This is a genomic window from Halobacteriovorax vibrionivorans (genome assembly GCF_003346865.1).
GTDB lineage: Bacteria > Bdellovibrionota > Bacteriovoracia > Bacteriovoracales > Bacteriovoracaceae > Halobacteriovorax_A > Halobacteriovorax_A vibrionivorans.
Genome location: NZ_QDKL01000002.1, coordinates 965,881 through 979,383 on the forward strand (window position 1 = coordinate 965,881; position 13,503 = coordinate 979,383).

Genomic DNA, 13,503 nt, shown 5'->3' on the forward strand with positions numbered 1-13,503 from the left:
TGTTTGCGGATGCTTTCCCATTGCTCCAGAGACAACAAAGCCTGCATAAATGCAGGCTTGTTGAAATAGTTTTCTAGCTAAAGACTGGGGAGCTAGCGCCGCAAACAATAGACTGGCCTTAGCCAGTCAATTTTGCGGGGGCGCTTACATCATCCCTGGCATTCCGCCCATTCCACCACCCATTGGTGGCATTGCTGGACCATTATCTTCTTTTGGAAGATCAGCGATCATTGTTTCAGTTGTAAGCATAAGACCTGCAACTGAAGCAGCATTTTGAAGAGCTGAACGAGTAACCTTAACAGGATCAATGATACCTGCTGCGATTAGATCTTCATATCTTTCTTCACGAGCGTTGAATCCATATTTTGCATCTTCGTTCTTCTTAACTTCGTTTACAACTACTGAACCTTCAAGGCCTGCATTTGTAGCGATTTGTCTAAGAGGAGCTTCAACAGCTCTTTGAACGATCTTAATCCCATGCATTTCTTCTTCTCTATCTGTCTTAAGACCTGCAAGAACGTTTGCAGCTTTAACAAGAGCAGATCCACCACCAACAACAATACCTTCTTCAACAGCAGCTCTTGTTGCATTTAGTGCATCTTCAACACGGTCTTTCTTTTCTTTCATTTCTGTTTCAGTTGGAGCACCAACGTTAACAACAGCTACACCACCAGAAAGCTTTGCAAGTCTTTCTTGTAGTTTTTCTCTATCATAGTCAGAAGTTGTCTCAGCAATTTGTCCCTTAATTTGAGAAACACGAGCTTCAACTGCAGATGCTTCACCAGCACCGTCTACGATAGTTGTATTTTCTTTATCAATTGAGATCTTCTTAGCTGAACCAAGGTGTGCAAGGTCAGCAGTCTCAAGGCTCATTCCAAGCTCTTCAGAGATAACTGTACCACCAGTTAGGGCAGCAATATCTTTAAGCATCTCTTTTCTTCTATCACCAAAACCTGGAGCTTTAACAGCTGCAACGTTTAATGTTCCTCTTAGCTTGTTAACAACTAGAGTTGTAATTGCTTCACCTTCAACATCTTCAGCGATGATTAAAAGTGGCTTAGAAGTTTGAACAGCTTTTTCAAGGATTGGAAGAAGCTCTTTCATATTTGCAATTTTCTTATCAGTAATAAGGATATTTGCATTATCAAATGAAACTTCCATCTTTTCAGAATTAGTTACGAAGTACGGAGAAAGGTAACCACGGTCAAATTGCATACCTTCAACAACATCTAAAGTTGTTTCAGCAGTCTTTGATTCTTCAATTGTGATAACACCATCTTTTCCAACTCTATCCATAGCTTGCGCAAGAAGTGTTCCGATTTCTTTATCGTTATTTGCAGAGATTGTTCCTACTTGTTCGATCTCTTCATTTGTTTTGATCTCTTTAGAAACATTTCTAAGTTCTGAAACGACTTTTTCAACAGCTGTATCAATCCCTCTTTTAAGATCCATTGGGTTGTGACCAGCAGTTACAAGTTTTGCACCTTCTGTGTAAATTGCTTGAGCTAGAACTGTTGCAGTTGTTGTTCCATCACCTGCATCTTCATTTGTTTTTTGAGCAACCTCTTTAACCATTTGAGCGCCCATATTTTGGAAGTTATTTTCTAATTCAATTTCTTTTGCAACAGAAACACCATCTTTTGTGATGTGTGGAGCTCCAAATGATTTTTGGATTACTACGTTTCTACCTTTTGGCCCTAGAGTAACTCTTACTGCATTAGCAAGTTGGTTAACACCGTCTAGGATTAGTCCTCTTGCTTCTTCTGAATACTTTAATTCTTTTGCCATAATTATCTCCTATATGTAATCGATTCGATTAAACTAAAATTCCTAAGATATCTGATTCTTTCATAATAAGGTACTCTTGACCTTCAAGTTTAACTTCGCTTCCTGAATACTTTCCAAAAAGAACCTTATCTCCTTCTTTTACAGCAAGTTCTGCTACAGATCCATTATCTAAACGGTAACCTGGACCAACAGCAATAACTTCTCCCTGAGCAGGCTTCTCTGAGTGGTTATCAGGAATAATAATCCCTCCAGCTGTCTTCGTTTCGTCTTCAACTCTTTTAATAAGAACTCTATCTTGTAATGGTTTAACTTGCATAATTCCTCCAGTTAAATACATTTTTTGTTTAATTCATAATCTTTATACATAACTTGGTAGCAAACGGATACATGTCAAGGTTATGTATCAACTTTTTTTGATGGCACCAAGCACAATTTCCTTCACGGAATCTTAAGAATATGAGATATTGCGAGAAATTAACAAGTTATCCTATAAAAATAAGGATTGAGACCGATAAATACTGTATGAAGCTAAAGTTTAACCAAAAACTTTTAGGCAAATTCCTGCAGGATGAAACTGCAGAAGAGAGAACATTTTTTGTCCTTACGCTAATTACAGGCGTTTTATCAGCTTTCGTGGCCGTAGGCCTTCAAAAAGGAGTCCACTGGCTCCAACATATACTAAAAACTGATTCAACTTTTACATGGGAATCCGTTCTTCTTGGAGGCGTGGCCCTATTTATATCTGGCTGGTTAACCACAAGAAAGTTTCCATTCACAGAGGGTTCTGGAATTCCAAAAGTTCGAGCGGCACTAGTTGTTGATCATGGAAAAATTAGCCTTAGAGACACTTTCGCAAAAACAATTACAACATTAATGGCCCTTGGCTCAGGTGTTTCACTTGGACGAGAAGGACCGACTGTAACAATAGCGGCCGGAATTGCATCTCGCTTAGGTTTTTCATTTCATCTTTCTAAAAAGAAAATAAAGGCCCTCGTTGCCGTAGGTGCAGCTGGTGGTATTGCTGCCGCTTTTGCAACTCCAATTTCCGCTGTTGTTTTTACACTTGAAGAAGTTGTGGGTGATCTAAACGCAAAAGTACTTGGTTCAATTGTTATCTCTTCTGTTGTTGCCTCTGTTACAGGACAGATCTTAACAGGACAAACTCACATGTTTGAGCAACTTTATTATAAGATGCATGATCACCGTGAGTTATTATTCTATTTAACAATTGGTATTGTGTGTGCCTTTATTGGACCACTGTGGATGAAGTCAGTTCTTACCTTTAGAGAATTTAATCGAAAATATATGAAAAGCCATAAGCTAACATATATGATGATTGTCTTTTTAATCATTGCACTTATGACCCAAGTTCACTCTAGCGTAATTGGTAGTGGTCACGGAACGATTGAAGATACTCTACTATCGTTAATTCTTGATCCGAAAATTCTCTTTATCATGTTCTGTCTAAAGTTTCTTGCCACATCACTTTGTTATTCAGCTGGAATATCTGGTGGTCTATTCATGCCAACACTTTTAATGGGAGCAACTCTTGGGAGTTTAATTGGTTCACTTGCCAATGCCTTTTTTCCAGAGATTACAACAAACACTGGAGCTTATGCATTAGTTGGAATGGGAGCTTTTTTTGTAACAGTTATTAGAGCACCATTTACTTCAATACTCATCGTCTTTGAATTAACGAGAGACTACAATATTATTCTTCCACTTATGATTGCAAATATCATTGCCTATATGCTCTCTTCAAAACCAACAGAGAACGAATCAATCTATGAACAAATATCAGCACAAGATGGAATTCATCTACCAACAAAAGAAGACCTAGAAGTTCTTGATCAACTACATGTTGAAGATGCAATGATTAGAGATATTATTACCTACGGTGCAAGTCTATCTGTTTCTGAAACACTTAAAGACATTGAAGAGCACAATCCAAAACTACAAGGATTTCCCGTTTTAAAAAATGGAAGACTACTTGGAATGATGTCAACATCAGAGCTTCGAGTTCAACACGCTAAAGGCAATGGTGAAATGAAAATTGAACATTGTTGCGAAAAGAAAATTATAAAGATTTATCCTGATCAGAGTTTATATATTGCACTTCACAGACTCAAAAGATTCCATATCTCCCGTCTACCAGTCGTTTCAAGACTTGATGAAAAAAGAATCATTGGAATCCTAACCCCAAAAGATATCGTCAAACAATTTGGTTACCAAATTACAGAAGCGAAAGAATCGGAAGAAGTCTCTAAAGAAAACCTTCAATCTAGTTAAGCAATTCTTAAAAGGCAGTTAATTAAAGTCAAATTCACCTTTCCTAACCTTGACCCCTATCGACTTTCAAAAATTGGGTTGCTACAAATTTCTTCATCAATATTTTTTGTCTAACAACCTAACTAAAAAGGAGAGGGTAATGAAGAAACTCTTATTAGCATCAGCTATGTTTCTAACAACATTCTCGTCGCAAGCGGCGCGAGTACAATTCGATTTTGATGTACTATCATCAGGTGCATCGATTTATCCATGTAATGCTGGTTTAAAGCACAAGCCTCAAAGAGGAAAGATTTGCTACAATCCAGAAACGTTTCAATCTTGTAATCCAGATGGCAATGGTGTAGCTGGTCAGCCAACTAGTGGTCAAAATGGTGGAGGCTTTCCATTCCCAGGAGGTGGAGCAACTGGTGGTCAATTCCCAGGCAATGGCCCATTCCCAGGACAAGGTAACGGACCAGGTCTATTGGCAGATATTGGCTTACAAGAAACTCCTCCACCATCGAATAATTGTGATCCACAAACTGGTGTAGGCTGTGACTGTGTATGTACAGGAGATATGGATGGGGATTACGACAATACTCTTGATGTAATGAAAGCTACGTATACAGCATGGAGAGATCATGGCGACCCAACTTATGGAATCGATAGAGACCTAGAGGTAATCGCTGGAACTCATAGTTACAATGAATTAGAAGATGAGTATTTTACAGGAAACAAATTTGCAGCAAGACTTAAAGAACTTTCGTTCAATCTAGGTTCAGAAAAGTATGGTTCTAAATACTTTGTTGATATTTGTTTTAGAGCGACTCAAATTGATTACTTAACTGAAAATCAAGATGAATCATTTAACATCAATGTTGATGAAATTGTTAAGTATGCAGATAATAATCAACAAGAGTCTCTAACTCCATTCTACAAAGCAGAAAGAAAAGTTACAGCAACTGACTTAGCAGGTTCTCCTACAATTGATCTAAACTGGGACTTAAACAATGGACCAATCGTATGGTCAGCACACAGCTACCAGTCACTTGCAAATCTACATGTTAAAACAGTTCTATACTGTAAAGACAAAAATGGTGGAAGTATTTTCGTAGATGGGCCAACAGCTTCTCTTGCTAATAATTCAACTGTTAACTTTCCAGATCTACAAGGTCCAGCAGACCTTAGAGGATGTGTGGTTCGTTATGTTTTCAAAGAAAAAAGCGGACATTCTCCTAACATGATTGATCGAGTCAGAAGATGGAAAATGCATGGTGCAAATATTTGTACTGACACAGCAATTACAAGTCTAAATGGCGGATTATAAGAAATAGTTTATTGGGTGAAGTCTAGGCTTCACCCTTTTTTATCAATTTGTGAGGGGGGGGAATATGAAAGGAATACTTCTTATATTAGTAACTTTAATTAGCTTTAGAAGCTATGCATGCGTAAATATTAATGCTCCAGAAGCTATTAATGTTTCTCTTTCATTAATTGATAAAAAAGCGATGATTTTTGATGAAGAAGGTATTTTTCAAGATGAAATGCCTTCTCTTCTAGCATCCTCATGTCAAAAAGCTGCAAGCCAAAAAAAGTTCATGATGTTTGCAATTGGTATTGAGAATTTTATATTATCTGATGAGTTTTTATCTTTCAGCATAAATGACACTCTAACGTTTGGCTCCAAAGATCAGTGCAGAATAGAGAATGTCGAAAAAATCAATGGACTAAAAAAAGAAGATCGAAATAAAAGACTTCAAAGAAGAAGATATCTTATTAATCACTGTGTAAGTTTTGATGTAGAAGATAAATCAAAAACAGGATTGGAGCTTCCAGAGGAAGGCCAACCAGGCTGTAAACTAAATCGCATTGATAAAAACAGTGCTAACTTCTTTGGGTTTTTCTGCTTTTTTAAACCAAAGCCAGATTCTCAATTTAAAATTACTCCAAAAATAGCTCAAAAATGCCTTGAAAAAGAATTCTACAATGAGAATAAATTTGCACTACAAGATATCATGGGAACACTTGAACTTTATGCCGCAGGAGATGCCACGGGTAGGTCTGCAAAACTTGAGTTTTTGGAAGATATAAAATTTAGATTTACTCAAAACCCAGACCCTATAGTACCAACAAATAAATCTCGTTACGAAGATATTCCGAAGTGGCCAACACAATGGAAAATAAAAAATACAACAGTAGGAAAAATAAATATAAACAAAATATCGGATGAGCTTATAACAATTAAAGCTCCGATTTTGGTCAACAATCAATGTGAAGAATCCAAATGTTTGAATGGAGTTTGCACTTCTTCCTGCGATTACAGCCAACCAGTTGCAAGTGAATATGCTCTTTTTGATATCACAAACCCAAAAAAGAAAGAGTATATAAAGTCATGGTTTGATGGTGGTATAGCTCCAGCAGATTGGATCGGAATGATAAGTGGTTTAGGGATATCTCTTAACAAAAACTCTCTTGAAAAAAACCGACGCTATCGTCTTGAAGTCGATATGAGCGATATTGAGTATAATTATATGATGTTTAAGGGACAAATTGAAAGTCGCCTGCTCTTGAATCCTAATACAATTCCTAACATTGCACGAGAGGGGCAAACTATTGGTTCAATCAATCCAATTGGAGAAATTCAGCGCTATAATAGCTTACCTAGTTTTCCTGTTTTCGACACAATTAGGTTTACCGGTGAAAACCATGTAGGAGTTAAAAACTCTGTTAACTCAATAAGTAGAGTCTTTAAAAATACAGTATGGCCACCATACTTCACAGACTACTGTGAAAATGGGCAATGTATTCTAAAAAAAGATCATCGTTTATTATTTGCACTAGAGTTTAATATAGATATCGACAAGAACGATAAATATATTATTGAAAATGTTTCATATAAAAAAATATCTAATCATAACAATCAAACAACAATACAGAACTTTAAAGGACCATATTTCACGTGTGAACCTCCTGGATCAGACCAAGATGACGATGGATGGGATGATGATGACTTTGGGGATATTGATTTCTAAAAAAGACTTACTAAAAGAGGAGAATGAAATGAGAAAGTTATTACTAGTATTAATGATTATGACTACTTCAGTATTTGCAAATGATGTCGATGACATGTTTGGGGGAGGTGAAGACCAATTTGAATTCGAAAAATTTTCAAATGAAGAGATATTACTAAAGATTGAAGAAGACATTAAAGTCTCTTGCCGAAAAGGTCTTTGTACTTTATTTGCTTCTGAAAATAAATTTGGAGGATTTGAAGTAGGATTTAATATCGGAGAGGGTATGAATCAGCAAGCTGGTAGTGGTGTGAATATCTACACAGGAGGATACGGTGGACAAATCAATGGTGAATACTGGGGAGTTAACGTTAGATACTACAACGGGAAATGTACTCAGCGCATCAAGGTACCTAAGTCTGTTTATATTGCTATTAATCGCTACATGTATGGCCTACTTGATACAGATGGCAATACTCGCCGCGGTTTCACTCCTGCCGATGAAGCAATGATCCTTTTCTATACGACAATCATTGGAAAATCAGGAAATTGTGGCAAGAGTAATCAATAATTAACTTTTTCTTTAATTGTTAAGAAAAACTCAAAATTATAAAACCTCTCTATGAAGAGAGGTTTTTTTATTGCTTTTATATTTTGGGTCTCACTAAGTACTCTTGCTGGTACGAAGTGGAATGAGTGGAAAAACTTAGATCTTAATGATCTTGATGTGGAGTTAAGTAAGGTTCAGTTAAGAAATCGTGCTTCATGTGCCATTGATTCCAAAAAGCCAACACGATCCATGTTTATTTTTATAAACAATACGATTGCAGCAAAGGCAGCATATCGTCTTGCCAATAGAACAGGACAAGATAGAGCAACAATTACCAAAGAACTTATACGAGACTTTCGAAATAAAACAACAAGACTTACACAAGAGATTCATGAGAAATTACTTTCCGGCCAGCTTCCACTCCTCCCACATCTTGATAGTGAAAATAATATTCCTGTTAAGTACCGAACAATGCTTAAAGAATGTTATGGAAAGTTACAATGCCCGCAACTTAATTATTATATTGAAAATATTTGGACTTCTTCCCATCGATTAAAGCATCGTCTTTATGACAGTTTTGAGGATAGTAACTACTTCAACTCTAAGTACATTAAAGATAGTAATACGTACAAATGTTTAAAAGTAAAAAAGTTTGGCCCATTACAGGCAAACCTCTTTGGACAAAAACCAAGCATCCAAGACCTGAATAGGATTGCAAAACAACTTAGCGACATAGGTGAAACAGTAGACGAATGTCGCATGGATGGAATTGATACACTTGAGAACTTACAAGTAGCTGGTTATCAATTTGATATTAAAAATATAAAAGAGCGTTATTGGGATAAAAAAGTTGGCTTTGATTACTGGAATTCGATGAAACTCTACTTTGCATGGGCAATGAAGAATCTGAAAGTCGAAAACACAAAATATGAAAATATAATTCGCAATTCAAACACTCAAGATTATATTCTATTTTCTCCTAATGGATGTCGTAGTGATATCATGCCTACTTGTAATAATAAGAGACTTGCAGAGAATTCATTCCGCGAGTTTTCTCGTAGGAACTTTGAAAAAGAAGCGCTTGAACTCGATATTCTATCCCCTATTTCAGAAGGCGTTCAAAATGATTTATTAAAAGATCCATTTGCTAATGTTAATAAAGATATCTTAGACCTTGGCTCTTACGATGATGCAGATGCTTGGATTCAACAGATATTCAAAAACCAAACACAGACTAAGAATTATGTGAAAAACAAGCTAATTGATGCCTTAACATTCTATACCCTAGTAAGAAAAAGACTCAATCCAAAAGAAGTTAGAGATCAATTAGATTTTTACTTCCGAAATCTTGATGGAAATATTATTAAAAATGACCTCTACTATCTTTGTGCAGAGGCATCTGTTATATCTGATGATATATTCAGTTTTACGAAAAAGCATATTGAAGGACTTAAAGGAACTGAGTTAATTGATAATCTCGACATTCTCTTTACAGACTCTCCCTACAATAAAATCATTGATTACTACAAAGAACTAATGGATGAGACGAGATCATATTGTAAAGGTCTTAAGCAAAAAGAGATTTGGGATGAAAATTTTGAAATAGAATATGAAGGTTTTCATCAATGGTATATTGACAAAACTCGTGCTGATCAGTCATTTGAAACCTTTCCAGACAAGCATTATGAAAGTGACGCTCTTTCACAAGACTTCATCATCTACAAAAATGGTGACATTATTTGTCGATCAATTAGTCACTGTTTAAGAAAATCAATCATCAGTATCATTGAAACATCACGTGCTACTTACTATGGTGACTTATTTTGGAAATCAAAATTCTCACAGCCATCTTCAGACCTCTTCAATCCCTATGCTGAAAGGGTTGCTTGTAAAGTCTACGACCCCTACTTTAAAACAAAACAAGTTATGACTCGATTTGTATCCGATATTGGCCAAGGACTCATGAGCTGGTTTACTCCAGGTGTACTTTACACACGTGTAAGTCTAACTCCTGGTTACGTTACTTCATTTAATAAAATGATCGAAGATGGACAAATTGAATTTAATAAAGAATATGAAAAATCTAAGGTTAATGTAGAATTGATTACTGAATTTGGCCCTCTAATTGGTGTACCATGTGCAGTATCAATTACAGGAAGTAATAACAGCCCTACAAATCTATATCACTTTCGAGGAATATCAGTGGGTGCATGTGTTGACCGCCAAGGTGGTGATATCATCGCCAACAGTGGTTCCGATATTAGTGATAAACAAACAGATGGTGTCGCAGCATGTGCTGCATGTAGAATTAACTTTGAAGGAATTTCAAATACACTAACTTACTTCAACTCTAAACTTGGTCCATTTTTCTATATCGCTCGGGCCCTATACAGTCTCTATCAGGGACTCACTGATTTTGATAATATTCCAAGAAGATGGGAACTTGACCTGAACAAATTAAAAACGACATACCAACGCTATGGCGAGATTCCAAAAAGCTGCCGTTCAACTCTTTTAAATGGTCGAAATTGTCTTAAAGACAAAGAAGAACTCGCAGCTGTCGAACTCATACAAAAAAATGAATTAACAATCCTAGCATCTAAAAAGATTATAAGCGGATATAAGTTTAAGGTTCAAGAATGTAACAATGAACTCACCGTCATGATTGATAAACATTTCACAAGGCTATTTTCAAAATGCAAAAGAAAGCATTAATACTTCTATTCATGCTTCTTACAATCTCAAATGCTTTTGCAATAAAGCTTGATATTGTTTGGACAGAAAATTTTGAAAAAGAAATACATCTTGAATGTAGGGATCCAGGGTGTCTTGATGGTTCGAGTCGAGGTATCATTTTCGAATCAATATGCGATGAATGTTTTTCTGACTCTATTAATGCAACTTTCATCTTTAATGACATCACAACGTATCTACATCGTGGTGAACTTATAAGCACAGATGAATTTATTAATTATTTATTTGAAGAGGAATACATAACTATCCAATATGATACTCCATACGATGTTGTATCAAGTAGATCTAAAGAAATCAAAAAGCTCCTATTTCAAAACTTATGTCCAAATGAATACGATGCTATTATTTTCTTTGAAAGAGGCTATGGAAATATATTTTCCTCCCCACAATTAATTTACTGTGGAGAGGAAGTTTACTCGGCTTTATTATTTTAGAGTTATTTTAAGTCGTACCAGTTAACACCAAGAGAAGGCTCAACTTTTAATGGTACTTTAAGCTTAACAACGTTTTCCATTCCCTCTTTTACTAATGTCTTCATTTCATTTAATTCGTTTTCAGGAACATCAAATATAAGCTCATCGTGTACTTGAAGAAGCATTTTCGACTTTAATCCACGCTTTTGAATTTCTTCATGGATATTAATCATTGCACACTTAATGATGTCAGCAGCAGTACCTTGAATTGGTGAGTTAATCGCCATTCTTTCAGCATTTGCTTTTACCGTACGATTATTAGAGTGAATGTCTGGTAAAAAACGCTTTCTACCATACATTGTAATCGAATACCCTGTCTTTTCTGCATCTTCCTTAAGCCCATCTAAGAAGCCCTTAATTTTAGAAAATCTTTCAAAGTATTTTTCAATATAGGCCTTAGCATCTTTTCTTGAAATCTTAAGTGCTGAGGCCAATCCAAAAGATGATTGTCCATACATTAGACCGAAGTTTACGGCCTTGGCCTTCGATCTTTCATCCGAAGTTACATCTTCTAAAGCAATATCATTAATTTCACTTGCTGTTTGTGCGTGAATATCTTTGTCCTCATTAAATGCCTTTATCATTGTTGGGTCTTCACTGTAATGAGCAAGAATTCTTAGTTCAACTTGAGAATAGTCGGCAGCTAGTAGCATATTTCCAGGTGTTGCGATGAATGCCTTTCTTACAAGTCTTCCTGTTTCTGAACGAATAGGTATATTTTGAAGATTCGGATTCACACTAGATAATCTTCCAGTTTGAGCAACATGCTGATTAAAACTTGTATGCACCTTTCCAGTCTTCTCATTAACGATTTCAGGAAGTGCCTTAACGTATGTTGATAAGATCTTACCTAGTTCACGATATTGTAAAATCAAGCCTGGTACTTCATTTATATTCTTCGCTGCAAGCTCTTCTAAAACCGAAGAGTCTGTTGAGTAGCCAGTTTTTGTTTTCTTTACAACAGGAAATGATAATTCGTTAAATAGAAACTCTCCTACTTGTTTTGGAGAATTTAAATTAATCGTGTCATTTACAGAGAATGAATCAACTTTCTTTTGAATAACTGAAAGCTTCTCCTCTAAGTCTCTCGCCATATCATAAAGGAATTCTTTATTTAGACACACTCCCTCAAACTCCATCTCTGCAAGAATAGGAATTAGCTTATTATCAATATCTTCATATACAGAAACAAGCTCTTTTTCTTTAAGCTCTTCTTTTAAAAGATTTGCTAGTCTAAATATAGCAATTGAGCGAAGGCCACTATAAGTAGATCTTTCTTCAATTGTTTCAAGAGAAGTTATATATGGATTCTTCTTATCAAGCGTTGTGACATTAACATTTACATTAGTGCAAATAGCCTCAATATTATGCCTCATACTTGGACTTACATTATAATGGGCCTGAACGATATCAAAATTCTTTGCCTTAAATGAAACCTTATGCCTGAATAAATGCGAATAATCCCTCTTTGAATGTTCACTATAAACTTCTTTTGATTCATCACTATAAATTAACTCTAAGTATTCTTTTTCATTCTTCTGATCAACTTCGAGAAAGTACGACTTGTTATCATCAAATGAGAGGTTTAAGGCCACTAGATTACGAGCATGAATATCAGAACTATCAAATTCAGTCTGCACTGCAAGTTTCTTGCTCTCTTTAATTAACTTTTTAAACTCATCTTCTTTAATATCTTTTCCAACAATTAGATGTTCGAAAGGAGATGCGACTTCACCTTCTTCACCTTCACCATCAGCAATAGAAAGTTGATACTTTAGATCCTCCATTCTTTTAATCATGGAATTCATTCCAAGCTCTTTTAAGAATGCAAGTAACTCATCTGTAGGATAGAACTTTAATTCGGAATCTTCTGACTTACATTTTAAATCAATATCTGTAACAATCTTAATTAAATCACGTGATAATTTTGCATCATCAACATATTCAGTAAAAGCAGTTGTTAATTTTTTACCTTTAAACGTATCTGAAATCTCAAAGCACTTATCTAATGTATCGTGTTCTGCCAGAAGCTTTGCCGCTCCCTTTGCTCCGATCCCACGCATACCAGGGATATTATCTGATGTATCTCCAACCATTGATAAGTAATCTACAATTTGGTCAGGGCGAACACCCATCTTTTCAAAGACGCCTTTTTCATCGTAGGTAACATCTTTCATCGTATCCAGCATCTTAATATTGCCACCTACAAATTGCATTAAATCCTTATCACCTGAGGCTATAAGAATTTCATCAAAGTCATCCTTCCACTGAGTCACAGATGAGCCGATAATATCATCAGCTTCATAATTTTCATCTGCAACATTTAGAAGTCCCATTTTATCAATTAACTCTTTAATAAGAGAAAACTGAGGAACTAAATCCTCTGGTGGTTCTGAGCGATTTGCCTTGTACTCTTCATACATTTCATTACGAAATGATCCTCCCGATGTATCTCGAGCTAAGAGCATATGAGTCGGCCTATAATTGGCCATAATTTTAAGAAGCATTGAAAGAACACCATACGTTGCATTAACAGGTGTACCATTTGGTGCCGTCATTGGACGGATTGCGAAAAACGCACGGAATATAAAGTTACTGACGTCGACGACGATTAATCTTTTCTTTGACATATAATCTCCAATTTATGCTATAAATCTAG

General features: G+C 35.8%; 9 protein-coding genes. 6 read left to right on the forward strand and 3 right to left on the reverse strand.

The window, feature by feature from the left end; genetic code table 11:
* Positions 1-144 precede the first annotated feature (144 nt).
* Both groL and groES read right to left on the reverse strand, forming a co-directional pair.
* Complete coding sequence (gene groL, locus DAY19_RS10555) at positions 145-1,788, reverse strand: chaperonin GroEL (RefSeq protein WP_115362154.1); 1,644 nt, start codon at positions 1,786-1,788, stop codon at positions 145-147.
* Positions 1,789-1,816: 28 nt separating this feature from the next.
* Positions 1,817-2,104 carry a co-chaperone GroES gene (gene groES, locus DAY19_RS10560; protein ID WP_115362156.1) on the reverse strand — a complete coding sequence of 96 codons (288 nt, stop codon included), beginning with the start codon at positions 2,102-2,104 and terminating at the stop codon, positions 1,817-1,819.
* Between the two features lie 206 nt (positions 2,105-2,310).
* On the opposite strand from groES, the gene DAY19_RS10565 reads away from it, so the two are divergent.
* The 6 genes from DAY19_RS10565 to DAY19_RS10590 all read left to right on the forward strand — a co-directional run bounded on the left by DAY19_RS10565 (position 2,311) and on the right by DAY19_RS10590 (position 10,805).
* Entirely contained in the window at positions 2,311-4,077 is a 1,767-nt protein-coding gene (locus tag DAY19_RS10565; protein ID WP_158536880.1) for a chloride channel protein, read from the forward strand.
* A gap of 139 nt (positions 4,078-4,216) precedes the next feature.
* Positions 4,217-5,383, forward strand: a complete 1,167-nt coding sequence (locus tag DAY19_RS10570) for a hypothetical protein (protein ID WP_115362160.1) — start codon at positions 4,217-4,219, stop codon at positions 5,381-5,383.
* Positions 5,384-5,447: 64 nt separating this feature from the next.
* Positions 5,448-7,088, forward strand: coding sequence for a hypothetical protein (locus DAY19_RS10575; RefSeq protein WP_115362162.1), 1,641 nt, complete (start codon positions 5,448-5,450; stop codon positions 7,086-7,088).
* A 28-nt stretch (positions 7,089-7,116) separates the two neighbouring features.
* Positions 7,117-7,638, forward strand: a complete 522-nt coding sequence (locus tag DAY19_RS10580) for a hypothetical protein (RefSeq protein ID WP_133296942.1) — start codon at positions 7,117-7,119, stop codon at positions 7,636-7,638.
* A 51-nt stretch (positions 7,639-7,689) separates the two neighbouring features.
* Complete coding sequence (locus tag DAY19_RS10585; protein WP_115362166.1) at positions 7,690-10,332, forward strand: hypothetical protein; 2,643 nt, start codon at positions 7,690-7,692, stop codon at positions 10,330-10,332.
* On the forward strand, positions 10,314-10,805 hold the full coding sequence (locus tag DAY19_RS10590) for a hypothetical protein (protein ID WP_115362168.1): 492 nt from the start codon (positions 10,314-10,316) through the stop codon (positions 10,803-10,805). Before DAY19_RS10585 ends, DAY19_RS10590 begins: the two co-directional genes overlap by 19 nt.
* 2 nt (positions 10,806-10,807) lie before the next feature.
* Here the strand turns inward: DAY19_RS10590 and polA are convergent, their stop codons facing one another.
* Positions 10,808-13,474 (reverse strand): DNA polymerase I, encoded by a 2,667-nt coding sequence (gene polA, locus DAY19_RS10595; protein WP_115362170.1) that lies wholly within the window; start codon positions 13,472-13,474, stop codon positions 10,808-10,810.
* Positions 13,475-13,503: the final 29 nt, after the last annotated feature.